28 protein-coding genes are annotated in these 24,224 nt (G+C 69.9%); 17 read left to right on the top strand and 11 right to left on the bottom strand.

Annotated elements, in window-relative coordinates; genetic code table 11:
* Positions 1-156: 156 nt before the first annotated feature.
* The 4 genes from ACYVAK_RS14015 to ACYVAK_RS14000 all read right to left on the bottom strand — a co-directional run bounded on the left by ACYVAK_RS14015 (position 157) and on the right by ACYVAK_RS14000 (position 3,820).
* Positions 157-879: a cytochrome c1 gene (locus tag ACYVAK_RS14015; RefSeq protein WP_461062026.1), complete on the bottom strand. Its 723-nt coding sequence runs from the start codon at positions 877-879 to the stop codon at positions 157-159.
* A complete protein-coding gene (locus ACYVAK_RS14010) occupies positions 872-2,119 on the bottom strand; it encodes a cytochrome b (RefSeq protein ID WP_461062024.1) in 1,248 nt (415 codons plus the stop codon). The genes ACYVAK_RS14015 and ACYVAK_RS14010 overlap by 8 nt, the downstream gene beginning before the upstream one ends.
* Positions 2,119-2,730, bottom strand: coding sequence for a ubiquinol-cytochrome c reductase iron-sulfur subunit (gene petA / locus ACYVAK_RS14005; protein WP_461062022.1), 612 nt, complete (start codon positions 2,728-2,730; stop codon positions 2,119-2,121). Before petA ends, ACYVAK_RS14010 begins: the two co-directional genes overlap by 1 nt.
* Before the next feature lie 109 nt (positions 2,731-2,839).
* Positions 2,840-3,820 carry a lytic transglycosylase domain-containing protein gene (locus ACYVAK_RS14000; RefSeq protein ID WP_461062020.1) on the bottom strand — a complete coding sequence of 327 codons (981 nt, stop codon included), beginning with the start codon at positions 3,818-3,820 and terminating at the stop codon, positions 2,840-2,842.
* Here ACYVAK_RS14000 and miaB point away from each other — a divergent pair.
* The 7 genes from miaB to corA all read left to right on the top strand — a co-directional run bounded on the left by miaB (position 3,790) and on the right by corA (position 10,581).
* Entirely contained in the window at positions 3,790-5,250 is a 1,461-nt protein-coding gene (miaB, locus tag ACYVAK_RS13995; RefSeq protein WP_461062018.1) for a tRNA (N6-isopentenyl adenosine(37)-C2)-methylthiotransferase MiaB, read from the top strand. The genes ACYVAK_RS14000 and miaB overlap by 31 nt on opposite strands.
* Positions 5,250-6,233 (top strand): PhoH family protein, encoded by a 984-nt coding sequence (locus tag ACYVAK_RS13990; protein ID WP_461062016.1) that lies wholly within the window; start codon positions 5,250-5,252, stop codon positions 6,231-6,233. The genes miaB and ACYVAK_RS13990 overlap by 1 nt, the downstream gene beginning before the upstream one ends.
* Positions 6,230-6,901, top strand: a complete 672-nt coding sequence (locus tag ACYVAK_RS13985; protein WP_461062014.1) for an HAD family hydrolase — start codon at positions 6,230-6,232, stop codon at positions 6,899-6,901. Before ACYVAK_RS13990 ends, ACYVAK_RS13985 begins: the two co-directional genes overlap by 4 nt.
* A 14-nt stretch (positions 6,902-6,915) precedes the next feature.
* Positions 6,916-7,377, top strand: a complete 462-nt coding sequence (gene ybeY, locus ACYVAK_RS13980) for an rRNA maturation RNase YbeY (RefSeq protein WP_461062012.1) — start codon at positions 6,916-6,918, stop codon at positions 7,375-7,377.
* 100 nt (positions 7,378-7,477) lie between these two features.
* Positions 7,478-8,332, top strand: coding sequence for an HlyC/CorC family transporter (locus ACYVAK_RS13975; protein WP_461062010.1), 855 nt, complete (start codon positions 7,478-7,480; stop codon positions 8,330-8,332).
* Positions 8,316-9,560 (top strand): lipoprotein N-acyltransferase Lnb domain-containing protein, encoded by a 1,245-nt coding sequence (locus ACYVAK_RS13970; RefSeq protein WP_461062008.1) that lies wholly within the window; start codon positions 8,316-8,318, stop codon positions 9,558-9,560. Before ACYVAK_RS13975 ends, ACYVAK_RS13970 begins: the two co-directional genes overlap by 17 nt.
* Before the next feature lie 7 nt (positions 9,561-9,567).
* Positions 9,568-10,581: a magnesium/cobalt transporter CorA gene (corA, locus tag ACYVAK_RS13965; protein WP_461062006.1), complete on the top strand. Its 1,014-nt coding sequence runs from the start codon at positions 9,568-9,570 to the stop codon at positions 10,579-10,581.
* Between the two features lie 31 nt (positions 10,582-10,612).
* Here corA and sufT read toward each other — a convergent pair whose 3' ends face one another.
* On the bottom strand, positions 10,613-11,164 hold the full coding sequence (gene sufT, locus ACYVAK_RS13960; protein ID WP_461062004.1) for a putative Fe-S cluster assembly protein SufT: 552 nt from the start codon (positions 11,162-11,164) through the stop codon (positions 10,613-10,615).
* A 133-nt stretch (positions 11,165-11,297) separates the two neighbouring features.
* On the opposite strand from sufT, the gene ACYVAK_RS13955 reads away from it, so the two are divergent.
* On the top strand, positions 11,298-11,729 hold the full coding sequence (locus ACYVAK_RS13955) for a hypothetical protein (RefSeq protein WP_461062002.1): 432 nt from the start codon (positions 11,298-11,300) through the stop codon (positions 11,727-11,729).
* Here the strand turns inward: ACYVAK_RS13955 and ACYVAK_RS13950 are convergent.
* The 3 genes from ACYVAK_RS13950 to ACYVAK_RS13940 are packed head-to-tail and all read right to left on the bottom strand — an operon-like array spanning position 11,726 to position 13,865.
* Complete coding sequence (locus ACYVAK_RS13950) at positions 11,726-12,124, bottom strand: STAS/SEC14 domain-containing protein (RefSeq protein WP_461062000.1); 399 nt, start codon at positions 12,122-12,124, stop codon at positions 11,726-11,728. The two genes, ACYVAK_RS13955 and ACYVAK_RS13950, sit on opposite strands and share 4 nt — an antisense overlap.
* A complete protein-coding gene (locus ACYVAK_RS13945; RefSeq protein WP_461061998.1) occupies positions 12,124-13,578 on the bottom strand; it encodes an NAD(P)(+) transhydrogenase (Re/Si-specific) subunit beta in 1,455 nt (484 codons plus the stop codon). The genes ACYVAK_RS13950 and ACYVAK_RS13945 overlap by 1 nt, the downstream gene beginning before the upstream one ends.
* A complete protein-coding gene (locus tag ACYVAK_RS13940) occupies positions 13,578-13,865 on the bottom strand; it encodes an NAD(P) transhydrogenase subunit alpha part 2 (RefSeq protein WP_297867085.1) in 288 nt (95 codons plus the stop codon). Before ACYVAK_RS13940 ends, ACYVAK_RS13945 begins: the two co-directional genes overlap by 1 nt.
* A 147-nt stretch (positions 13,866-14,012) precedes the next feature.
* On the opposite strand from ACYVAK_RS13940, the gene ACYVAK_RS13935 reads away from it, so the two are divergent.
* Genes ACYVAK_RS13935 through ACYVAK_RS13920 form a run of 4 tightly spaced genes read left to right on the top strand, consistent with a single transcriptional unit; the run spans position 14,013 to position 15,819 of the window.
* On the top strand, positions 14,013-14,354 hold the full coding sequence (locus tag ACYVAK_RS13935; protein WP_461061996.1) for a hypothetical protein: 342 nt from the start codon (positions 14,013-14,015) through the stop codon (positions 14,352-14,354).
* Between the two features lie 42 nt (positions 14,355-14,396).
* Positions 14,397-14,969, top strand: a complete 573-nt coding sequence (locus ACYVAK_RS13930; RefSeq protein ID WP_461061994.1) for an RNA polymerase sigma factor — start codon at positions 14,397-14,399, stop codon at positions 14,967-14,969.
* A complete protein-coding gene (locus ACYVAK_RS13925; RefSeq protein WP_461061992.1) occupies positions 14,966-15,379 on the top strand; it encodes a hypothetical protein in 414 nt (137 codons plus the stop codon). Before ACYVAK_RS13930 ends, ACYVAK_RS13925 begins: the two co-directional genes overlap by 4 nt.
* The gene (locus ACYVAK_RS13920) at positions 15,376-15,819 is read left to right on the top strand and encodes a DUF3106 domain-containing protein (protein ID WP_461061990.1); all 444 of its coding nucleotides are present in this window, start codon (positions 15,376-15,378) and stop codon (positions 15,817-15,819) included. Before ACYVAK_RS13925 ends, ACYVAK_RS13920 begins: the two co-directional genes overlap by 4 nt.
* Positions 15,820-15,838: 19 nt before the next feature.
* Here ACYVAK_RS13920 and ACYVAK_RS13915 read toward each other — a convergent pair whose 3' ends face one another.
* Positions 15,839-16,936, bottom strand: coding sequence for an NAD(P) transhydrogenase subunit alpha (locus tag ACYVAK_RS13915; RefSeq protein ID WP_461061988.1), 1,098 nt, complete (start codon positions 16,934-16,936; stop codon positions 15,839-15,841).
* 59 nt (positions 16,937-16,995) lie between these two features.
* Positions 16,996-19,224 (bottom strand): DUF1631 family protein, encoded by a 2,229-nt coding sequence (locus ACYVAK_RS13910; protein WP_461061986.1) that lies wholly within the window; start codon positions 19,222-19,224, stop codon positions 16,996-16,998.
* A 124-nt stretch (positions 19,225-19,348) separates the two neighbouring features.
* Between ACYVAK_RS13910 and ACYVAK_RS13905 the strand changes: the two genes are divergently transcribed.
* From ACYVAK_RS13905 to ACYVAK_RS13895, 3 genes are read left to right on the top strand one after another with little or no spacing between them, the layout of a single operon-like run.
* Positions 19,349-19,915, top strand: coding sequence for a nitroreductase family protein (locus ACYVAK_RS13905; protein ID WP_461061984.1), 567 nt, complete (start codon positions 19,349-19,351; stop codon positions 19,913-19,915).
* Positions 19,903-20,811, top strand: a complete 909-nt coding sequence (locus tag ACYVAK_RS13900) for a 5'-3' exonuclease (protein ID WP_461061982.1) — start codon at positions 19,903-19,905, stop codon at positions 20,809-20,811. The genes ACYVAK_RS13905 and ACYVAK_RS13900 overlap by 13 nt, the downstream gene beginning before the upstream one ends.
* 10 nt (positions 20,812-20,821) lie before the next feature.
* Positions 20,822-21,376 carry an NUDIX hydrolase gene (locus ACYVAK_RS13895; protein ID WP_461061980.1) on the top strand — a complete coding sequence of 185 codons (555 nt, stop codon included), beginning with the start codon at positions 20,822-20,824 and terminating at the stop codon, positions 21,374-21,376.
* A gap of 18 nt (positions 21,377-21,394) precedes the next feature.
* Here ACYVAK_RS13895 and pip read toward each other — a convergent pair whose 3' ends face one another.
* The gene (pip, locus tag ACYVAK_RS13890; RefSeq protein ID WP_461061978.1) at positions 21,395-22,336 is read right to left on the bottom strand and encodes a prolyl aminopeptidase; all 942 of its coding nucleotides are present in this window, start codon (positions 22,334-22,336) and stop codon (positions 21,395-21,397) included.
* 92 nt (positions 22,337-22,428) lie between these two features.
* Here pip and ACYVAK_RS13885 point away from each other — a divergent pair, with 92 nt between their 5' ends.
* Together ACYVAK_RS13885 and ACYVAK_RS13880 are read left to right on the top strand one after the other, a co-directional pair.
* Positions 22,429-23,085, top strand: a complete 657-nt coding sequence (locus tag ACYVAK_RS13885; RefSeq protein WP_461061976.1) for an HNH endonuclease — start codon at positions 22,429-22,431, stop codon at positions 23,083-23,085.
* Between the two features lie 127 nt (positions 23,086-23,212).
* Positions 23,213-24,088 (top strand): hypothetical protein, encoded by an 876-nt coding sequence (locus ACYVAK_RS13880; protein ID WP_461061974.1) that lies wholly within the window; start codon positions 23,213-23,215, stop codon positions 24,086-24,088.
* The last annotated feature ends 136 nt before the right edge of the window (positions 24,089-24,224 follow it).

Below are 24,224 nucleotides of genomic sequence, written 5' to 3'. Positions count from 1 at the left end.
CCCTTCGACGCGGCCCTCGACCCTTCGCCGACGGCCCAACAATCCCTAACGTGCCGTAAATGGGCCGCGAACCGCAAGGGCCATAGCCCCCTTGAACGGCGAAGGCCGCCCGGGGGCGGCCTTCGCGGCGCAGAACAGACCTCGCGGACCGCAGGATCAGTGCACGTCCTTCCAGTACTCCTGCTTGAGCAGGTAGGCCAGGAAGGTGAACAACGAGAGGAACAGGATGACCCAAACGCCCAGGCTCTCGCGCTGGAGGCGCGCTGGCTCGCCGACGTAGGTCAGGAACGCCGAGATGTCGAGGATGGCGCGGTCGTACTCGGCAGCGGAAAGGCGTCCGCGCTCGTGCTCCTGGATCACGAAGCCGTCCTCGGTCTTGCGCTGCATGCCCTGCAGTTCCCAGAGGACATTGGGCATGCTGGCGCCCGAGAGGACGGTATTGTTCCAGCCCATGGGACGGGTTTCGTCCACGTAGAAGGACTTCAGGAAGGTGTAGATCCAGTCCTCCTGGCCGATCTTGCCGCGGGCCGTGGTGGACAGGTCCGGCGGGGCCTTGCCGAACCACGCCTGACCGTCGCCCTTCGCCATGCCGGTCTTCATCACGTCGCCGATCTTGGCATCGCCCTTGATCAGGAACTGCTCGACCTGCTCGGGAGTGAGCTCGAGGTCCTCCGCCAAACGCGAGTAGCGCATGTACTGCAGCGAGTGGCAGGCGGCGCAGTAGTTCATGAACAAGCCGGCGCCGCGCTGCAACGAAGCCTTGTCCTGAAGGTCGATCTGCGCGTTGTCGAGGCTCACCTTGCCGGCGCCCGACGCGAGGGCCGGGGCCAGCAGCAACGCCGCCGCGGCGAGGAAGGCGGAAATGCGCGTCTTAAGCATGCGAGGTCACCCGCTCCGGAACCGGCTTGGTTTTGTCGAGGGAGGTCCAGATCGGCATCGTGATGAAGAAGCCGAAGTAGAAGATCGTGCAGATGCGCGCCACCAGCGTCTGCAGCTCGGAGCCCGACTGCAGGCCCAGCCAGCCCAGCACCACAAAGCAGATGCAGAACAGCGTGATCATCGTCTTGCTGACCCAGCCGCGGTAGCGGATGGAGCGGACGTTGCTGCGATCCAACCACGGCAGCAGGAAGAAGATCAGTGTCGCTGCACCCATCACGATGACGCCAAGCAGCTTGCCGGGGACGGCGCGCAGCATCGCGTAGTAGGGGGTGAAGTACCACACCGGCTTGATGTGCTCGGGGGTGACCAGCGGGTTGGCCTCGTTGAAGTTGTCGAACTCCAGGAAGAGGTCGCCGAAGGTCGGGGCGAAGAAGATGATGAAGCTGGCGATGATCAGGAACACACCGGCGCCCACGAGGTCCTTCACCGTGTAGTACGGGTGGAAGGGGATGCCGTCGAGCGGCTTGCCGGTGGCCTTGTCCTTCACCTTCTTGATGTCGACGCCGTCCGGGTTGTTGGAGCCGACCTCGTGCAGGGCGCCGAGGTGCAGCACGACCAGCAGCAGGATGACCAGCGGCAGGGCGATGACGTGAAGGGCGAAGAAGCGGTTCAGCGTCGAATCGGAGACGAGGAAATCGCCGCGGATGAACTCGGTGAGGTCACCGCCGATCACCGGGATCGCCGAGAACAGGTTGATGATCACCTGCGCGCCCCAGTAGGACATCTGGCCCCACGGCAGCACGTAACCCAGGAAGGCTTCGGCCATCAGCGTGAGGAAGATCAGCATGCCGAGCACCCAGACCAGCTCGCGCGGCTTCTGGTACGACCCGTAGATCAGGGCCCGGAACATGTGCAGGTAGACGACGACGAAGAACAGCGAGGCGCCGGTGCTGTGCATGTAGCGGATCAGCCAGCCCCACTCGACGTCGCGCATGATGTACTCGACCGACGCGAAGGCTTCCGTCGCGCTGGGCTTGTAGTGCATCGTCAGGAAGATGCCGGTGACGATCTGGTTGACCAGCACCAGCAGCGCCAGCGAACCGAAGAAGTACCAGAAATTGAAGTTCTTCGGAGCGTAGTACTCCGACATGTGCTTCTTGTAGAAGGGGATCAGGCCGGGCGTGCGCTGGTTGAACCAGTCCACGGCGCCGCTGACGGCATTCTCGATCTTGGCGTTCATCAGGCTGCCTCCTCCGGAGCGACGCCGACCACGATACGGTTGGCATCGGTCTTCGCGAAGTGATAGGGCGGCACCTCGAGGTTCGACGGCGCGGGAACGCCGGAGAACACGCGGCCGGCCAGGTCGAAGCGCGAGTTGTGGCAGGGGCAGTAGAAGCCGCCCTTCCATTCGCTGTCGAAAGCCTGGGGCTGCAGCTCGGGCACGAACAGCGGCGAGCAGCCGAGGTGGGTGCAGATGCCGACCAGCACGCCGATCTCGGGCTTGATGGCCCGCGTCTCGTTTTTCGCGAAGGCCGGGGTCTGGTCGGCATTGTCCGACTTCGGATCGGCCAGACGGTCATCCAGCGTGGGCAGGGCGCTCAGCTGCTCGCCGTTGCGCTTGAAGATCCAGACCGGCTTGCCTCGCCATTGGACCGTCATGCGGGCACCCGGCTCCAGATCGAGCTTGCTGATGTCCACCTCGACCGGCGCGCCGGCACCCTGCGCGCGGGCGCTGGGCTTCCAGGTGCTGAGGAAGGCGTAGCCGCCGGCGGCTGCGCCTGCGGCACCGACCACGGCGGTGGTCGCGGTCAGGAACCGACGACGCCCGTTGTTGACCCCTTCGTTGGCCATTCGGCTCTCCGAACTTCGCTGTACGTGAGGATGCGCAGGGCCAGAGCGGCCCGTCGCAGCAGGGCGGAAGTGTAGCCGAACGCCCGTTTGCCTAACAACGCCAGAACGTCTACGGGGCGCCCGCGGACGACATCGAAAGGGCGACCGACCCGCCGGCGCCAAGCGCCTCGCGGTAGCGCGCGTGAAGGGTGGCCACGCGGCCGACGTAGCGCTGGGTTTCGTCGAAGGGCGGCACCCCGCCGTAGCGGTCCACGTTGCCTTCACCCGCGTTGTAACCAGCGGCGGCGAGGGTGATGTTGTCGTCAAAACGGTCGAGCAACCAGGCAAGGTACTGCACGCCCCCCGCGATGTTTTGCGCCGGGTCGAACGGATCGGCCACGTTGAAGCGGTCGGCCGTTGCCGGGATGAGCTGCATCAGGCCTTGCGCACCCTTGTGGGAGACCGCGTTGGGATTGAAAGCCGACTCCGCATGGACGATGGCCCTCACCAGGGCTTCATCGACACCGAAGCGCGCCGCGGCGGCACGAATCTCGGCCGCATAGGCCGCGGTGTTCAGCCGGACGTTGGAGAAATCGACGCCCGGCAGCGATCCGCAGGCGTAACAGGTCTCGACATAGGTGAAAAGGGTGCGCACGGCGGCGCCGGCGTTCCGGGGACGGACGTTGGTGTAATGCGTCACCCCGTCCTTCGTATACGTGTAGACGGCGCCCCGGGTGACCCGCGCCCCACGGGCCGCAGGCGCCGGTGCCGCACCCGGGCCTGTCTGGAACGCCACGCGGCGGGTGGACGCCGCTGGCGCCGGGACGGAAGGTGCGTCCTCCACGGCGGCGGCGGGCGAAGCGGCGGCCGCAGGCGCCGAGCGCCCGGTGATCGCCGGGCGCGGGTCCGGCCGGTAGCTGGCTGCCACGGTGCAGGCCATTCCCGACTGGCGACGACTGCCGTAATGGGAGATGCCATCCGGACCAACGCAGCGGTAGAGCGTTCCGGCCCACGCCGCCGGAGCCCCGCCCGGGCCGAGGACCAGCGCAAGAGCGAGCCATCCGGCGAGGGCGGCGGGAAATGACGGTACGGGGGCGCGACGGCGACGCATGCGCGCAGTGTCCCCCTGCCCCGCCCGGCTGCCAAGCCCCGGGCGTACAATCCGCGCCCCATCCACCGGAACGGAGTAAGCACCGTATGCCCGGCAAGCTCTTCATCAAGACCCACGGCTGCCAGATGAACGAGTACGACTCGACCAAGATGGTCGACGTGCTCGCCGCCGAACACGGCCTCGAACTGACCGAGAACGAGGCGGAAGCCGACGTCATCCTGGTCAACACCTGCTCGATCCGCGAGAAGGCGCAGGAAAAGGTGTTCTCCCAGCTCGGCCGCTGGAGGGAGCTGAAGAAGGCCAACCCGAACCTCGTGATCGGCGTCGGTGGCTGCGTGGCCTCGCAGGAAGGCGAGGCCATCATCAAGCGCGCGCCCTTCGTCGACGTGGTGTTCGGCCCGCAGACCCTGCACCGCCTGCCGGAGCTCATCGACGCCAAGCGCGAGACCGGCAAGCCGCAGGTGGACATCTCGTTCCCGGAGATCGAGAAGTTCGACAAGCTGCCCGAACCGCGCGCCGACGGCCCGACCGCCTTCGTCTCGATCATGGAAGGCTGCAGCAAGTACTGCGCCTTCTGCGTGGTGCCCTATACCCGCGGCGAGGAAGTGAGCCGGCCCTTCGAGGACGTGCTGGTGGAAGTGGCCCAGCTCGCCGACCAGGGCGTGCGCGAGGTCACCCTGCTCGGCCAGAACGTCAACGCCTACCGCGGCGCGACCGAGGACGGCGGCACCGCCGACCTCGCCGACCTGATCCGCGCCATCGCGGAGTTCGAGGGCATCGGCCGCATCCGCTTCACCACCTCGCACCCGATGGAGTTCACCGATTCGCTGGTGGAGGCCTACCGCGACGTTCGCAAGCTGGCGTCCTTCCTGCACCTGCCGGTGCAGGCCGGATCGGACCGCATCCTCACGGCGATGAAGCGCAACCACACCGTGCTGGAGTTCAAGGCCAAGATCCGCAAGCTGCGCGAGGCGCGGCCGGACATCTGCATCAGTTCGGACTTCATCGTCGGCTTCCCCGGCGAGACCGATCGCGACTTCGAGCAGACGATGAAGCTGATCGAGGACATCGGCTTCGACCAGAGCTTCTCGTTCATCTACAGCAAGCGCCCGGGCACGCCGGCGGCCAACCTGCCGGACGACACGAGCCCGGAAGTGAAGAGCGCGCGCCTCACCCGCCTGCAGGAAACGATCACCGCGAACGCGCGGCGCATCTCGCAGGCCATGGTGGGCACCGTGCAGACCGTGCTGGTGGAAGGCCCGTCGAAGAAGAACCCGAATGAAGTCACGGGCCGCACCGAGAACATGCGCTTCGTGAACTTCGCCGGCCCGCAGCGCCTGGTCGGCCAGTTCGTCGAGGTCGAGATCACCGAAGCGCTGAGCAACTCGCTGCGCGGCCGCATCGTCACGCGCGAGACGGTGGCCGCCTGATGGCCGACGCTGCCGCGCCGCGCGACTTCACGCTGGAACCGGCGGACGGCGAGCGGCTGGCCAACCTCGCCGGCCCGCTCGACGCCCACCTGCGGCAGATCGAACTGCGCTTGGGCGTGCAGATTGCCAACCGCGGGGGCGTGTTCCGCGTGACGGGGCCGGAGAAAGCCACCACCGTCGCCGAGCGCCTGCTGCGCCAGCTCTGGGCGGATACCGAGACCGACGTGCTGACGCCGGAGGCCATCCACCTGCGCCTTGGCGCAGACGACGAGACGGCGCAAGAGCGTGACCTCGGCTTCGCCCCGCAGGACGTGGCCATCAAGGTCAAGCGCGGCACCATCCGCGGCCGCGGCGCCAACCAGGCGGCCTACCTGCACGCCATCGCCACGCACGACATCAACTTCGGCATCGGCCCCGCCGGCACCGGCAAGACCTACCTCGCCGTGGCCAGCGCGGTCGAGGCGCTCAACGAAGCCCGCATCCAGCGCATCCTGCTGGTGCGCCCGGCGGTGGAGGCCGGCGAGAAGCTCGGCTTCCTGCCCGGCGACCTTTCGCAGAAGGTGGACCCCTACCTGCGACCGCTGTACGACGCGCTCTACGAGATGCTCGGCGTCGAGAAGGTGGCCAAGCTGATGGAACGCAACGTCATCGAGGTGGCACCGCTGGCCTACATGCGCGGCCGCACGCTCAACGATGCGTTCGTGATCCTCGACGAGGCGCAGAACACCACGGTCGAGCAGATGAAGATGTTCCTGACCCGCATCGGCTTCGGCACGACCGCAGTGGTCACGGGCGACCTCTCGCAGATCGACCTGCCCAAGCACCAGAAGAGCGGCCTGCGCGACGCGGTCGAGGTGCTGAAGGGCGTCGACGGCATCAGCTTCAGTGTCTTCGAGGCCAAGGACGTGGTGCGCCACCCGCTGGTGGCCAAGATCGTCCGCGCCTACGACCGCCGCGACGCCGAGGACAGCGGCCCGCGATGAGCAGCGGCCGTGGCGACGTGATCGTGTACGACTTCGACGGCACCCTCGTCGAAGGCGACATCGGTGCGGCCTTCATCCGGCACCTGCTGCAGGGCTGGCGGCGAGCGCTGCTGCTGCCTTTCGCGCCGCTCGGGTTCGCCCTGATGCGCTTCGAGGCGACGCGCCGCGCCGGGGTCTCGATCTTCCTGTTCTTCGGCGCCCTGGGGCGCCGCATCGACCTCCTCGAGGCCATGGCCGAGCGCTTCGCCGAAACGCAGCCGATGCGCCCGCGCGAACGCGAACTCGCGTGGGTGCGCGCGGACGTCCGCGACGGGCATCGGGTGGTCGTGGCGACGGGCGCGTTCGAGCCGCTGGCGCGGGTCGCGCTGCGGCGACTGGGCGTGTATCCCGGCGTCACCCTGGTCGCCTCGCGACTGCGGCCGCGCTGGGGCAGCGCCGGCGTGGCGCGCCACTGCACGGGCGAAGCCAAACTGCGAGCCCTCGCCGAGGAGGGCTTTCCGCCCCCCTACGTGCGCGCCGTCTCCGATGCCGCGATCGACCTGCCCCTGCTGCTCGCCGCCCGCGAGGCCGTCCTGGTGAACGCCTCCGACCGCAGCCGCCGCCTCGCCCGGCAGGCGATCGGATCGCGCCTGGTCGATGCCGACCTGCCCGCGTTGCCCCTGTCCTGACGCCCGAGACTGCCATGCCCGCCACCACCGTCCACGTCAGCTATGGCCTCCCGCGCAGGGGCCTGCCCGCCGCCGCCAGCGTCCGCCGCTGGGTCGAGGCCGCGCTGGCCGGCCAGCGCCGGGCCATCGAGCTGGCGGTGCGCTATGTCGATTCCGACGAGGGCCGCGCGCTGAACCGCGACTACCGCGGCAAGGACTACGCCACCAACGTGCTGAGCTTTCCGGTCGAATTGCCGCCGGGCGTGCGCTCGCCGCTGCTGGGCGACCTCGTGATATGCGCCCCGGTCGTCGCGCTGGAGGCCCTCGGCCAGGACAAGCCGCTCGCCCACCACCACGCCCATCTCGTGGTGCACGGCGTGCTGCACCTGCTCGGCATGGACCACGAATGCTCCGAGGCCGAGGCCGAGGCCATGGAAGCCCGCGAACGCACCATCCTCCGCCGCCTCGGCATTCCCGACCCCTACGCCGAGCGCTGAGGACGACGCCGAGGTTGCAGGACCCTGCACCGGGCCCATCACGACCATCGGCTACACTCGGCCGTCCGTGCCCCCCGTCGGGGGCAGATACTGAAAACGAATGTCCGAGGACGACTCTAGTCCCCTGCCCGAGAAGCGCTCCTGGCTCGAACGCCTGTCGCACGCCTTCTCGGGTGAACCCGAAACCCGTGAGGACCTGCTGGAGATCCTCCGCGACGCCCGCAGCAACCGGCTGATCGAGGGCGACACGCTGAGCATGCTGGAAGGCGCGCTCAGCGTTTCGACGATGACCGTGGCGGACGTGATGGTGCCCCGCGCCCAGATGGTCTCGCTCCCCGCCGAGGGAAAGCTGCTCGACCTGATGAAGCACGTCGTCGAGAGCGGCCACTCCCGCTTCCCGGTGCACGGCGAGGACCGCGACGAGATCCTCGGGATCCTGCTCGCCAAGGACCTGCTGCGCGGCATCGTCGCCGACAACGCCGTGCAGGACGTGCGCGAGCTGCTGCGCCCCGCCCTGCTGATCCCGGACAGCAAGCGCCTGAACGTGCTGCTGCGCGAGTTCCGCGCCTCGCGCAACCACATGGCCATCGTGGTGGATGAACATGGCGGCGTGGCCGGCCTGATCACCATCGAGGACGTGCTCGAGGAGATCGTCGGCGAGATCGACGACGAGCACGACGATGCGGCCGACGCCTCCACCAGCATCGCCGCCGAGTCCGACGGCCAGTTCGTGGTCGAGGCGCTGACGCCGATCGACGAGTTCAACGAGCGCTTCGGCGCCGAGTTCCCGGACGACGAGTTCGACACCATCGGCGGCCTGGTCGTCGCTGGCATCGGCCACCTGCCGGAGCCGGGCGAGGCCTTCGAAAGCGGCCGCTTCCACTTCACCGTGGTGGATGCCGACCAGCGCCGCGTGCACAGCCTGCGCGTGAGGCTCCATGACGCCGGCCGCTGAGGCCGGCGACCCGGCCCCGGCGCGCGCCGGGCGCTGGGTGGCGCATGGCCTCGTGAGGTGGGCCCTCGTCGTGGTGCTGGCCCTGTTCGCCGGGGCCGCCCTCGGCGCACCGCGTGTCGGCGTGCTGACCATGGCGCCCGGCGAGGTGTTCTTCGAGCGCTTCGGCCACAACGCCATCGTCATCGACCGGCAGGACGGCCGCGAACCCACCAGCTACAACTTCGGCTACTTCGACCCGGGCGAGCCGGATTTCCTCGCCCGCTTCGTCGCCGGGACCATGCGCTACCGCCTTGTCGCCCTGCCGCTCGAAGCCGACCTCGCGCAATATCGCGCGAGCGGCCGGGGCGTCTCGGTGCAGTGGCTTGACCTGGACGCCGCCGAGGCCGCGGCGTTGGCGGCGATGCTCGAGGTGAACGCGCGCGCCGAGAACGCCGTCTACGACTACCGCTACTTCACCGACAACTGCTCGACGCGCGTGCGCGATGCGCTGGATGCGGCGCTCGGCGGCTTGCTGAAACGCACGCTCACCGCCAGCTCCGAAGGCAACACGCACCGCAGCGAAGCCGTCCGCCTGGCGTCGCCCGCGGCGTGGATGGGCACCGGCTTCCACCTTGGCCTCGCGGCGAAGGCCGACCGTCCACTGTCGCGCTGGGACGAAGCCTTCATCCCGATGCGCCTCGCCGACAGCCTGCGCACGCTGAAGCGCGCCGACGGCCGCGCGATCGTCGCTTCGGAGGCCGAACTGCTGCCTCACCGGCTGGCGCCCGAGCCGGCGGAGATGCCGCGCCTCGGCTTCGAAGCAACGCTCGCGGGAGCCGCCCTTGCCTTCGCCCTGCTGTGGCTGGGCCGCCGCGCGCCGCGCGCCGTGGCCGCGCTGGCAGGCGGTTTCTGGCTGGTCGCCGGTCTGGCCGGCACGACGATGCTCTTCCTGTGGTTCGGCAGCGGCCACGATTTCGCCTGGGGCAACGAGAACCTGTTCCTGCTCCCGCCACTGGCCCTGGCCCTGCTGCCGGGCGCCTTCAGGGCGATGCGTGGCCGGCCGCCGGGCCGGCTGTTCGGCGTGGTGATCGTGCTGGTGCTGGCGCTGGCCGCCGCCGGCGCTTTCCTCAAGCTGATGCCCTTCATGAAGCAAGCCAACGTCGAGTGGGTGGTGCTCCTGCTTCCGCTGCACTGGGCGCTGGCCCGGCATTTCCGCCGGCTTGCCGCCACGACAACCCCGGATCGATGATGCGGGCATGAGCCCGGTCATCCCGACGCACCCCGCCGCACGTACCGACATGGTGCGCGCCTGCATCCATTACCGCGACGGCAGGAAGGTTGCGGAACTCGCGCTCGATGCCATCTCGGACGTGCTGGGCGTGGACGACGGCAGCTTCGTCTGGGTCGGTCTCTACGAACCCGACGCCGACCTGCTGCACAAGCTGCAGGCGGAGTTCGGGCTGCACCCTCTCGCCGTCGAGGACGCCCTGAAGGCGCACCAGCGCCCGAAGATCGAGCCCTACGGCGATGCCCTGTTCATCGTGATGCACACGGCGCAGTCGGCGGCCAACTGTGCCATCGGCGTCGGCGAGACCCACGTGTTCTTCGGGCCCCGCTACCTGATCACCGTGCGCCACGGCGCGTCCCTGCCCTATGCCGCGGCGCGCGAGCGCGCCGAGCAGAACCCGGAGCTGTTCCGCCTCGGTCCGGGCTACGGGCTGTACGCGGTGCTCGACTACGCGGTCGACAACTACTTCCCGATCGTCGAGCAGTACCGCCGGGAGCTGGAGACGATCGAAGCCGACATCTTCGACAAGCAGTTCAATCGCGACACGATCCGCCGGCTCTACGACCTCAAGCGCGATCTCACCACGCTGCGCCTTGCGGTGTCGCCGCTGAACGACGTGCTGGCCCAGCTCACGCGCTTCTACCCGCACCTCGTCCGCGACGAGCTGCAGGTGTACTTCCGCGACGTGCAGGACCACGTGGCCCGCGTGGCCGAGGCCACCGACACCATGCGCGAGATGCTCACCGCGGCGATGTCGGTGAACCTGTCGCTGGTCGCGGCCGAACAGGGGGAGGTGGTGAAGCGCCTCGCCGGCTGGGCCGCCCTGCTGGCCGTACCCACGCTGGTCGCGAGCTGGTACGGCATGAACTTCGATTTCATGCCGGAGACGAAGGCGCGCTTCGGTTACCCGATCCTCGTCGGCGGCCTCGTCGTGACGGTGCTGGCGCTCTATCGCGTGCTGAAGAAATCGCGCTGGCTGTAGGCGGCGGTCGGCGCCCGTTGGCGCCTGCGCGTCACAGCATCCCGGTTTCGAGCTTGGCGGCTTCCGACATCATCGACTGGTTCCACGGCGGGTCGAACACCAGCTCGACGTCGGCCTCGGCCACCGTGGGGATGCGCTCGACCTTGCTGCGCACGTCGTCGACGAGGATGTCGCCCATGCCGCAGGCCGGCGCCGTCAGGGTCATGCGCACGTCGACCTTGCGAGCACCATCGTCGCGACGGCCGAGCTCCACCGTATAGACAAGACCGAGTTCGACGATGTTGACCGGGATCTCCGGGTCGAAGCAGGTGCGCAGCTGCTCCCACACCAGCTTCTCCACCTCGTCGTCGCCGGCGTCCTCGGAGAGCGCGAGGGCTTCGGGGGCCTCCTTGCCGATCGCGTCGGCATCCTCGCCCGCGATGCGGAACAGGTTGCCTTCGACGAAGACGGTGAACGAGCCGCCGAGCGCCTGCGTGATGTAGCCGACGCTGCCCGCCGGCAGGGTGACGCGCTCGCCCTGCGGCACCAGCACGGCGGCGCAGTCGCGGGAGAAGCTGACGGGTTCGCTGGAGCGGCTGTACATCGGCGGGAATCAGGACCAAATCGGGGCTGATTCTACCGGGCCGGCGGGAATCGGCGCGAGGGCGTCGCGAAGACACGGCGCCGTCGCCTCCCTGCGGCTACCCTGCGCGGCTCCGATCCGCTGGCCCATCCGCTTGAACACCGCCGTCCACCGTTCGCCCCGACGCCCCGCGACACGCCATGCCTGGGCAGGCCTCGTCCTCGCACTGGCCCTGCCGCTCGTGGTGGCGCTATGGGGCGCGGTGGCGCTCTGGCTGGGCGCCCCCGCTGCGTGGATGGCGGTGATCGTGGCGGCAGACGCCAGCCTGTTGCTGTCCCTGCTGCGCACCCCGCCGGGTGCCGCGCGCACGGCGTGGGCGCTCGGATTCCTCGTGCTGACCGCGGCGGCGAGCCTGTGGATGATGGCCGCCGGCGTGATCGGGCCCTCGTTCGGCCTGCTGCCCTGGGAATCAGCCCTGCGCCTGGGGCCCGTGCTTTTCGGGGTGATCGCCGGCCCTTGGGCCACCCCCGCCAACGTCGCGTGGCTGGCTGCTGCGGTCGCCTTGACACTGTGGTGGAACCGCTAGGCCCCGACCCCCAGCCAAGCGAGGGCATCGTCCTCGTCGTCGAAGTAAGCCATGTCGAACCCGACGCCGACGGCACCGTGGGCGAGGAAATCGTGGTCACTCGAGGCCTGCGGCACGGTCAGCACGGCGATACGCATGGGCAGGTCCGTCAGCCCGGCGGCCTGCGCCTCGCGCACGATCTCGCGGTAGACCAGCAGGCTGTCGAGGCCCGCGGCCATCCATCCCCCCATGCGGCGCTCATCGACCAGCAAACGCCCCGCCCCGAGGCGGTGGGCCTCGGCGAGGATCGCAAGGCAATGTGCCTTGAGCTGCGGCGGATCGGGGGCGCCGGTGCGCTCGACGCGCAACACCGGCACTTCGGCGACGATGCGGAACTCGAGCGTGCCGTGACGCATCAGTGCCCGCCGCCGTCCAACTCCTTCATGCCGGCGATGAGCTTGGCGATCGCCCCGCTGGCGTCACCGTAGAGCATGCGCGCGTTGTCGGCGTAGAACAGCGCGTTCTCGATGCCGGCGAAGCCGGTGCCCTTGCCGCGCTTGACCACGATGACGTTGCGCGAATGCGACACGTCGAGGATCGGCATGCCGTAGATCGGCGAGGCGGGGTCGGTCTTGGCGACCGGGTTCACCACGTCGTTGGCGCCGATCACCAGCGCCACGTCGGTGATCGGGAACTCGGGGTTGATGTCGTCCATGTCGGCGATGATGTCGTAGGGCACGCCGGCCTCGGCGAGCAACACGTTCATGTGGCCCGGCATGCGGCCCGCGACCGGGTGGATGGCGAACTTCACCTGCACGCCGCGCTTCTGCAGCGCCTGCGTCAGTTCCCACACCTTGTGCTGGGCCTGGGCGACGGCCATGCCGTAGCCCGGCACGATCACCACGCGTTCGGCGTAGGCCATCATCGCCGCGACGTCGCTGGCCTCGATGGGCTTCTGCGAACCGCTGATCGCCTGCGCTTCGCCGGTGGCGCCGAAGCTGCCGAACAGCACGCTGCCGAGCGAACGGTTCATCGCCTTCGCCATCAGCTGAGTGAGCAGCATGCCGGCTGCGCCGACCACCATGCCGGCGATCATCAGCGCCTCGTTCTGCAGCACGTAGCCCTCGAAGGCCACGGCGAGACCGGTGAGCGCGTTGTACAGCGAGATCACCACCGGCATGTCGGCGCCGCCGATCGGCAGCGTCATCGCCACGCCCACGATCAGCGCCAGCGCGAAGAAGATCGCGATGACGAGGATCGCCGGCGACGGCTGCAGCACCAGCAGCACGCCGCTCAGCACCGCACCGGCCGTCAGCGCCGCATTGACGAGTTTCTGCGCCGGGAAGGTGTAACGCTTGTCCATGCGGCCGTCGAGCTTGGCCCAGGCGATCACCGAGCCGGAGAACGAGATCGCACCGATCAGCGCACCGACGACGGCGAGCACCGTCATCGTCGGGCTCATGCACGCGTGGTCGGCCATCGCCGTGGCGTCGCAGCTGCCGGTGTGGCTCGAGGCACTCACCAGCGCCGCGGCGCCGATGGCCGCCGCCGAGCCGCCGCCCATGCCGTTGAAGATCGCGACCATCTGCGGCATGTCGGTGAGCGGCACGCGCTTGCCCCAGACCCAGAACACCGCGCTCAGCACCAGGGCCAGCACCATCAGGCCGAGGTTGATCGGGTCGATGCCGTGCGAGCCCCAGGTGGTGGGCGCGACGAAGGTGACCAGCGTCGCCAGCACCATGCCGACGCCGGCCCACTGGATGCCGCGCCGCGCCGTCACCGGCGAGGACATGCGCTTCAGGCCGACGATGAACAGCACCGCGGCGATGAAGTAGCTGGCCTTGGCCAGCAGGTCGAGGAGGTTGTCCATCACGCGCCTCCCTTGCTCGACTTGAACATCTCGAGCATGCGCTCGGTCACCACGTAACCGCCGACCGCGTTGCCGGCGCCCAGCAGCACGGCGAGGAAGCCGATCACCCGCTCGGTGGTGGTGTCGGCGTGGGCCAGCGCGACCATCGCGCCGACGACGACGATGCCGTGGACGAAGTTCGATCCCGACATCAGCGGCGTGTGCAGGATCACCGGCACCCGCGAGATGATTTCGTGGCCGCAGAACGCGGCCAGCATGACGATGTACAGCGCGACGAACCCGTCCATCCGTTTCCCCATGTGGCGAGCCCGATGGGCCCTTGTCCCCGGCCCCATCTTAACCACGGGATGAACGTCGCCCGCGACCCGTCAACGCGCGCGGTGGGCATGGCGTTATGGCGGGCACGGCAACCGCCGTAATCCCGGAGCCCCGCCATGCGCCACCCTGCCCTCTCCCGCCGCAGCGCCTCGCTCGCCCTCGCTGCCGCCGTGCTCTTCGGTGCCTCAGCCGCCTCCGCCCACGCGACCGGCCCCATCGCCGACCGCTGGACGGCCCGCGGCGACGGCATCGATGCCCGCCTCGATGCCCGTGGCGAGCGGATCGACCGACGCCTCGACCACCGCGCCGACGTCGCGGCTTCGAACGGCCATCGTCTTCGTGCGGAACGTCTGGACGCGCGCGGCGACCGCATCGAGAACCGGCTCGACCACCGCGGCGACCGGCTCGAGCGGCGTGCCGATCGGATCGGCCAACGCCGCCAGGACCGTGGCGGCTGATCCCCGGGTCAACCGAATCCGGACCGCTGCGTTATCGTCCCGATGGATGGCCACGGACCCGCACGCCCCTTGAGCCCGAACGCGGCCCCGCCGGAAATGGCGCTCGACGGCTTCCTCGCCAGCGTCGAGCGGCGCGCCTTCCGGATGGCCGAGCTCGCGCTCGGGCACCGGGAGGACGCGCTCGATGCCGTGCAGGACGCGATGATCGCTTTCCTCGGCTACCGCGACCGCCCGCAGTCCGAGTGGCCGGCGCTGTTTTTCAGCGTGCTGCGCAGCCGGATCACCGACCGGCACCGCCGCAACACCGTGCGACGCCGGGTGCTCGCCGTGTTCGGCGTGCGCGACGAGGAGGACGCCGAGGACCCGATGGACCGATTGGCGGACAGTGCCCCCGGGCCCGCCGAGGCCGACGAGCGCCAGAGGGCTTGGAAGGCTCTGGGTGTCGCCTTGCGAGCCTTGCCCCGGCGCCAGCGCGAGGCCTTCCTGCTGCGCGAGCTGCAGGGCCTGTCCGGCGCCGAAACGGCCGCCGCGATGGGCTGTACCGAAGGCTCGGTGAAAACCCACCTGTTCCGCGCGCAGGCCGCGCTGCGGACCCAACTGGACGATTGGCGATGACCGCCCCGAAGAACGACCCCATCCGACGCGCCCGCAACCTGTTCGAGGCGCGGGTCGAGGCGCTGGACGGCCCCACGGCAACGGCGCTGCGCGCCCGACGACGCGAGGCACTGGCGGGCGATGCATCGCGCCGCCGGGATGCCCCCGGGTGGTTGCCGGCCAGCGGCATCGCCACGGCGACGCTGGCCGTGGTGCTGTGGTTGCCGCGCCCCGAGGGACCGGCACCCGCCCCCCCCGCGCCGGCGGCTTCGGAAGCCGAAGCGGCCCGCTTCGCCGATGCCGCCCTGATGGAACTCGAGGACGATGCCGAGTTCTACGCCTGGCTGGCGACCGTGCCCGATGACGCGGCCCGTCCCGAAGACGCCACGTCCCTGCCCGACACCCTGCCGAACGAAGGATTCACGCCATGACCCGGACCCTCGCCCTGACCGTCCTTCTCCTGGCCACGGGCTCCGTGGCCATGGCCTCGCCGGAAGCGCCCGCCGCACGCCCATGGGAATCGCTCTCCGACGCCGACCGGGCGGCGCTGATCGAGCCGATGCGAGAGCGCTGGGAACGCGCGACGCCCGAGCAACAGCAGCGCTACCTCGACCGTGCCCGCTTCTGGGCCAGCCTCAGCCCCGAGCAGAAGCGCCTTGCACGGGCCGGTGCCGAACGCTGGCGGCAGAGCGACGCCGACCAGCGCGGCCGGCTTCGCGAGGTCTGGCAGCGGTTCCAGTCGCTGCCGCCGGCGGAGCGCGACGCCGCACGTCGCACCTGGGAGTCACTGAGCCCGCCGCAGCGTCGCGCCTGGCTGGACGCCGGCGGCCCCGGCGTCGTACCGCCCCCCACCGGCGATCCGCCGCGCTAACGGCGCGCCATCGCACCGATCAGGCCGTCGCCGCGGCCTCGGCGCGCACCCAGCAGCTCTTCTCGATCAGCTCGTCGTTCCAGTCGAGCGCGATCGCGCCGTCCTTCAGGAACAGGCTGACGAAGTTCAACAGGTTGCGGGCGTACATCTCGCTGGCGTGGACGGCGCCGCTGCTGGGGAGGTTCAGCGGGCCGGCGATGGTCACGCCGCCGTGCTGCACGTTCTCGCCCGGGGTCGTCAGCTCGCAGTTGCCGCCGGTCTCGGCGGCCAGGTCGACCACCACACTGCCGGGCTTCATGCCGGCCACCATGCCCGCGGTGATGATCTTCGGAGCGGCGCGGCCCGGCACGGCGGCCGTGCAGACCACGACATCGATGGACCTGAGGTGGTCGGCGAGTCGCTGCTGCTGCAGCGCGCGCTCCTCGGCGCTCAGCTCGCGCGCGTAGCCACCGCTGCCGGCCGCGGACACGCCGAGATCGAGGAACTTGCCGCCCAGCGACTCGATCTGCTCGCGCGTCTCGGGGCGGACGTCGAAGCCTTCCACCTGGGCACCGAGCCGGCGCGCCGTGGCGATGGCCTGCAGGCCGGCCACGCCGGCGCCAACGACCAGCACCTTCGACGGACGGATCGTGCCGGCCGCGGTGCTGAGCATCGGGAAGAAGCGCGGCGCGAGCTGGGCGCCGAGCAGCACGGCCTTGTACCCGGCCATGCCGGCCTGCGAGCTCAGCACGTCCATGGCCTGCGCGCGCGTGGTGCGCGGCAACTTCTCCATGGCGAAGGCGGTGGCGCCGCGCGAGGCCAAGGCGGCCTCGCGGTCGCCGGGGGCATGTGCCGCGAGCATGCCGACAACGACGGCGCCCGGCTTGAGCTTCGCGAGGGTCGCGGCATCGGGCGACTGCACGCAGAGCAGCAGGTCGGCATCGGCCAAGGCCGCTTCGCCATCCGCGCCCCCGGCCGCGTCGTACGCGGCGTCGGGGAAACCTGCATGGGCCCCGGCACCGCGCGCGACGCGCACATCGGCGCCCAGCGACGCGAGCTTCTTGGCCGTTTCGGGGGTGATCGCGACGCGGCGTTCGCCGGCGGCGGCTTCCTTCAGGCAGACCACGGTGACCGGCATCGACGCGTCCTCGGATGGGGAAGCCCGATGCTAGCCCACGGTTCCCGCGCTGTCCTGCCTCAGGCGATGTCCTGCTTCAAGCGACCGACCATCCGCTGCAGGGCATCCTCGAAGGCGCCGCCCTGGGTATCGCGGAGCTGCAGCTTGCCGAGCTTCTTCAATGCCCCAAGCTCCTCGATCGAGGCGACCAGCATGCGGACGCCGCGACGGTTGACGAACATCAGCCGGTTCGAGATCGGAGAGATCCACGCGAGTTTGGCCGGCGCCAGCTTCTCGTCCTCGCCCGCCAAGCTGATCCAATCCCCGACCTTGAGATCGCGGAGCTGGGCAAGATCGTCCGGGTCGATCTCCGGCACGGCATCGGTGCCGCCCACGATCTTCAGGCGCGGCTGGGCGGGCACCGGCGGCGGCTCGGGCGCGACGCGAAGCACGGCCGCGGCCTGCTGTGCGGCCACGGCATCACCACGGCGCTGGGCCTCGACGCCGTCGGCGATGGCCTTGATGACGCCGTCCGCCGCCTCGCCCTGCACGCCGGAGCTGCCCAGGACGACGACCAGATCGGCGCTCAAGCCCTGCATCGCCGTGGGAATGCTCACGCCCGCCGCCTTGCCCCCCGGCAGCAAGTCGAGCAGCTTGTCCGCCAGCGACAGGGCGGCCGACCACGCGACGGATTCGGTGCCCTCGCGGAGCGCGACCAGGGACAGATGGTGCGACCAGCTGCGCGCGAGGAATTCGCGCAGGGCGGCCGGCACCTTCCTGCCGTCGACGCGGTTCGCTACTTCACCACCGGCCTGTATGCGGGCGTGCTCCAGGCGCTCCTGCCCGCGCTGCGCCTCGGCGGCGCGCTTCTCGGCGAGCTCGACGCGCTTCTGGTGCTGTTCGAGGAAGCCGCGCAGTTCGGACTCGAGGGTCTCGAAGATGGCGACGTCTTCGTTGAAGTCGCCGACGAGGGTGTCGACCACCTGTTCGGCCTTGCCGAGCATCTCGCGCTCGTGCGCGCTCTGGCCGCCGTTGCCCTCGCAGGCCTCGGTGACCGCGTTGAGCAGCCGGCGCGCCGGGTGGGTGCGATACATGAACATCTGGCGGTCCAGCAAAGCCACCTTGACGTAGGGCACGACGAGGCGGCTCACTAGGTTGCGCGCGCGCTGCTCGAAATCGTGCTCATCGAAGAGGACGTCGAACAGCATGCCGACGAGGTCGACCGCGTCCTCCTCATCCGGACTGATGCGCACCTGGTCCGGCGACAGACCGATGCGGCGGGCACTTTCCAGCAAGTCGCGCTTCAGCAGGACCGACAGCGAGGCTTCGTGGCGCTCCATCGTCTCCAGTACGGAGGGCGGCACCTCGGTTTGCATCAGCGACAACACCGAAAGCATCTCGGTGGTCTGAAGCGCGCGGCGCTCGGGCAAACCGTAGCCCGCAGGGCCGGCGGGCGCCGCGCCGGCATGCTGCGGGCGGAGCGCACGGAGCATCTCGCGCAACAGCGCGAAGACATTGGCGTCGTCCGGCGACGCCGGAGCGCCATGGCCGGGGCTCGGCGCGTGGCCGCCGACATCGTGCTCGGCGGAGGCCGGGGAAGCGCCCGCTCCCGCCGGCGACGGAGCGGCGCCGGGACGCGGCGGCGACGCGGCAGGACGCACCGGCGACCCGGGGCCAATGCCCTGGCGGGGCACGAGCCCGGCGGCGACGAAACGCTGCATCAACGGCTCGAGGATGTCGTTGAAGCGGGCCAACAGCTCGCGCTCGTAGTACTTGTAAAGCACCACCTGCAGCATGTTGGGCAGCTCGATGTCCCTGACCGCGCGGTGCAACGCGTGGCCGAAGTTCAGCGGGCTGAGCGGGTTCTGGCGGGGCGCAAGCGACTCGACGCCCATGATCCTGGCGAGCGCCCGGGCCAGCGCGTCCAGCGACGGGCCATGGGCGCGCTGCAAGGCCTCGACGATAAGGTCGGAGGCCAGCTGCTGCTCGAGCTCCTGCTCATCGACCAGGCTGAGGCGCAGGCCATCGACGCCGGCCTGCTTCGGCTCGATGAGCTCGTCGAACAACGCCTCGTACTGGCGCGCGAACTGCCGTTCGATCGTGGCCCGCGTGCTTCGAAGGGTGTTCATGGCCTCGAGGCGCGGCGAGCGCGCGAACGGGTCGGCCCCCTCGCCTTCCTTCTGGGCGAGATCGAACATCCAATCGTCCGCCTTGCCGAGCACGGCCACCACGAGCGACGACAGCTGCTCCACCACCGAACGGCGGGTGTAGCGCAGCAGTTCATCGTACGTGGGCGGTCGGGAACTCACGGGGTTCATGAACAGGCGTGGGACGGGGGTCGATTGACGAGCATAGTGGGCGCGTTGACACATGCAAACCGTGACGGGTCTGGCAGTTGGCTGCGACCGGACAGCGCGCCGTTACAATCCGCCCATGAATCTTCTCTCCGTCTTGATGCAGCGCCGTTCGGTGCCCAGTCGCCAACTCGATGCCCCTGGCCCCGATGCCGACCAGCTCCACGCGATGCTGGAGGCGGCCATGAGGGTCCCCGACCACGGCAAGCTGGCGCCCTGGCGGTTCCTGGCCATTCGCGGCGATGCACGCCATGCGCTCGGCGAGCGCCTCGCCGCCCGCGCCAAGGCGCTCGACCCCGACGCCCCCCGGGCCGCCGTCGACAAGGACCGCGAGCGCTTCAGCTTCGCGCCCCTCATCGTCGCCGTCATCGCCACGCCGGTGGAGGGCCACAAGGTGCCGGTCGTGGAGCAACTGATGTCCGGCGGCGCCGTCTGCTTCGCGCTGCTGCAGGCCGCACAAGGCCTCGGCTTCGGCGCCCAGTGGCTCACCGGCTGGGCCGCCTATGACCGCGAGATCCTCCAGGGGCTTGGGCTGGCGCCGCACGAACAGTTGCTCGGCTTCATCCACATCGGGACCGCGAAAGGCGAGGCCCCGGAACGCCTGCGCCCGACGCTGGAGGCGAAACTGGCGGAATGGACGCCGTGACGGCGAACGCGGTCCATCTCGTCGATTCGAGCCTCTACGTCTTCCGAGCCTGGCACGGCACGCCCATCGAGGCGAACGACGAGGACGGCTGGCCGGTCAACGCCGTGCACGGCTTCGCGCGTTTCCTCTGCGAGCTGATCGAGCGCACTCGCGCGGAGCGCCTGGCCCTCGCCTTCGACGAAGCGCTGGATTCCTGCTTCCGGAACGCGATCTACCCGGCCTACAAGGCGCACCGCGACCCGGCGCCCGAGGAGCTGAAGCGCCAGTTCGGGCACTGCAAGGCGCTCGGCGAGGCGATGGGCCTGCCGGTGCTCGCACACGTCGAATACGAAGCCGACGACCTGATCGGCAGCGCGGCCGCACAGGCGCGACGCGACGGACACGCCGTGGTGATCGTGTCGGCCGACAAGGACATGGCCCAGTTGCTCGATGAAGGCGACTGGCAGTGGGATTTCGCCCGCAACGAGCGCTGGGACTGCGCCGGCGTGAAGCCGCGCTACGGCATCCACGCCCACCAGGTGGCGGACTACCTCGGCCTCACCGGCGACGCCAGCGACAACATCCCGGGCGTGCCGGGCATCGGCCCGAAGACCGCGGCCACCCTGCTGGGCGTGTACGGTTCGATGGACACGCTGCTGGCCAAGCTCGACGAGGTGCCGCTGCTCAAGCTGCGCGGTGCCGCCCAGCACGCGGCGCGACTCCGCGAACACCGCGAGTCGGCGCTACTGTCGCGCCAACTCGCCACCATCGTCCGCGATGCCCCGCTGCCCGGCGATTTCGACGCCGCGCGCCGCCGCCCGCCGGACAACGACGCGATCGACCGATTGTGCGAGCGCCTGCGCATCGGCCCGATGACCCGGCGTCGCCTGCAGGACGCCGCCAGGATGCCGACTTGAAGGGAACGCGATGAACCCGAAGCACGAAGGCGAGGCGCAAGTCGCCTGGGAAGGCCGCTGGCTGCGCATCCGCACGCGCGGCAGTTGGGAGTACGTCGAGCGCACGCACGCCGAGGGCAAGGCGGTGATCATCGTCGCCGTCACCCCGGAGCGGAAGCTGCTGTTCGTGGAGCAGTTCCGCGTGCCGCTGCAGCAGCGCACCATCGAGATGCCCGCCGGCCTCGTCGGCGACAACCTCGGCGAGGACACGCTGGAATCCGCCGCGGCCCGCGAGCTGCTGGAGGAAACCGGCTGGCAGGCCAGCCACGTCGAAGTGTTGATGGAAGGCCCGACCAGCTCCGGCATGAGCACCGAAATCATCGCCTTCTGCCGCGCCACCGGGCTCACCCGCGTGCACGCCGGCGGCGGCGACGAGACCGAGGACATCACCGTGCACGAGGTGCCGGTCGACGAAGCGGCGCGATGGCTCACCGCGAAGATGGCCGAGGGCTACGCCATGGACCCGAAGCTGTGGGCCGGGCTGTGGTTCGTCGAACGCGACCCGGACGGCAGCTGCGCCGGCTGATCCGGCGCGGACCACGCTTCAGCGATACGCGTTCGTCGCATCCACCAGCAGGCTGGCGATCTCCGGCTCGAAGGCCGAATGCCCCGAGGTCGGCGCGATGTGCAGCTGTGCCTCCGGCCACGCCGCCTTGAGGTCCCACGCGTTCTGCACCGGGCAGACCACGTCGTAGCGGCCGTGCACGATGGTGCCGGGAATGTGGCGGATGCGATGGGCATCGCGCAGCAGCTGGTCGTCGTGCTCGAAGAAGCCACCGTTGACGAAGTAGTGCGCCTCGATGCGGGCGAAGGCCAGCGCGAAGGCCTCCTCCTCGTGGCCGGACATGAAGTCCGGGTCCTGGCGCAGGAAGCTCGTCGCGGCCTCCCAGACACTCCAGCGGCGGGCGGCGGCGAGGCGCACCGCCGGGTCTTCGTGCGTCAGGCGACGGTGGTAGGCCGAGATGAGGTCGCCGCGCTCGACCGCCGGGATGCCGTCGAGATACTGCTGCCAGGCATCGGGGAACAGGCGCGAGGCGCCCTCCTGGTAGAACCACTCGAGCTCCCAGCGGCGCAGCATGAAGATGCCGCGGAGCACGAGTTCGGTGACGCGGTCGGGGTGCGCCTGCGCATAGGCCAGCGCGAGGGTCGAGCCCCAGCTGCCGCCGAACACCTGCCAGCGCTCGATGCCGAGGTGGGTTCGGAGCTTCTCGATGTCCGCGACCAGCGCCTGCGTGGTGTTGTCGACCAGGTCGGCATGCGGCGTGGACCGGCCTGCGCCGCGCTGGTCGAACAGCACGATGCGGTAGTGATCGGGATCGTGGAAGCGGCGCATCTTCGGGCCGCAGCCGGCCCCTGGGCCGCCGTGCAGCAGCACGACCGGCTTGCCGTTCGGGTTGCCACACTGTTCGAAATACAGCCGGTGGCGGCGATCGACCTGCAGCGTGCCGGTGTCGAACGGTTCGATGTCGGGGTACAGGGCGGCCATGCGTCACTCCAATCCGGTTGAGCAAGGATACGAGCCCAGGCCCCGGCCGCGCGCGCTTGAACTGTCACGCTAGGCAGGTATGCTCGGGGCGAATGGAGCCCGCCACGCCGCATCAGGCTGTTGCGCTGGCCAGGGTCGAGAGCACCCCGGCAGGGGGGACTGCCCCCCAGCGTTTCCCGGCCGGCCCCGCCCCGCGCCTCCTCGGCCTCGATGCCCACGGCCGCATCCTGAACTGGATGACCTGGCAGGACGCCGCGTGCCTCTACGCCCGCGGCGCGGTGGCGTGGACGCTCGGCGAGCCCTGCCTGAAGGTGCGCGGCGGCGTGAACCGCTGGACCGGGCGGCAGAGCGTGCTCGACATCGCCCCGATCATCGCCGCCAAGGGCCATGCCAGCGCCCGCGTGCCCGAACCCACCCCGGCACTGACGAACGCCGCGCTGTTCGCGCGCGACCAGTGGATCTGCCTGTACTGCGGCGGGGACGGTCGCAAGCTGGCGCTGACGCGCGACCACGTCGTCCCGAGCTCGAAAGGCGGCAAGGACGTCTGGGAGAACGTCGTGGCCGCCTGCATCCACTGCAATTCGAAGAAGGGCGGGCGCACGCCGCAGCAAGCGGGCATGCCGCTGCTGGCCGTCCCGTTCCGGCCAAGCTGGGTGGAGCACCTGATCCTTTCGAACCGGCACATCCTGGCCGACCAGATGGCCTTCCTGACGGCACATCTCCCGAAGCGGGCACGGCCACAGGGCTGAGGGAAGGCCGCGGGCGGCAAGCCTCGTGACGCGGTGCACAGCCTGACATCCGGACACCACGGGCTGTTTGACCCGCAAGTGGGGCATTCCGATACTCGGGCGTCCCCGCATCGACGCCCCGTCCACCATGCCCCGACTGAGTTTTTCAGGCTTCGATCGCGCCGACGAGGCAAGGGCCCGCGAGGTGTTCGAGGGGCTGCGCCTCGCGGACTGGACGCTGACGGACGAAGCCACGGCGGACGCCGTCCTCATCGATCTCGATTCGATGTACGGGCAGATGGCATGGATGAAGGGGCTCGATGGCAGCAAGGTGTCCATCGGCCTTACCCGCGCCGCACGCGCCGACACCACCTACCGGATCGACGCACCGCTGGGCGGGGATGCCCTGCGCGACGTGCTGGTCGCCATCGGCGGGGGCGCCGCGATCGCGCAGGCCAGCCCCGCGCCGCTGCCGGCCCGCATCCTGCCGTCCAGCCCCTCCCAAACCACCCGCGACGTCGCCGCCGTCGCCATTCCCCCATCCGAGAGCCGACTGGCGGCACGGATCGCCCGCGCCACCGGGCCATTCGCTGTGCGATTCGGCGGGCTCCCGCGCGTGGTCGTCGATCCGGCCTCCCAGCAGTTCGCCCCTGGAAAATCCCTGAAGGCCCTGATCGACTACGGCCAGGCCGAGCTTCCGGCCGATGCGATCGAACCGCTCGACGCCGCGGGGGAGGCCCTGCGCGACGCGGGCGATCCCCAGCCACTGTCGCGCCTGCTCTGGCTGCTGGCCTTGGGCGGCGGGGCAGGCCAGCTGCAGGACCACGCCCCCGGGACCCGCTTCCAACTCGGGAAATGGCCGCAGGTGGAGCGGGAGTTCCCGAAGCACTTCCGCATCGCCACGGTGATGCTGAAAGCCCCCGCCACGATCGCCGAGATCGCCGCTGCTGCCGGCGCGAGCGAGGCCGAGGTCGCGGACTACGTGAATGCCGCCCTCGCCGTGGGCCACGCCACCGTCCCCTGACCTGACCCCGCGGGAGGCCGCGCTCGCCGGACCGCCCCCACGTCGCCATGACGGGGCTGAACCCCGCCACCGCTTCGGCTTGCCCCCTTCCCCCCGCGGGCGGACAATTCGCGACCGAATTGTTGCCGACGCCCGC

The sequence above is a fragment of the Silanimonas algicola genome (genome assembly GCF_054777375.1).
The sequence above is the reverse complement of the archived record's forward strand: the minus strand, read 5'-3'. Positions and strand labels throughout refer to the sequence as shown.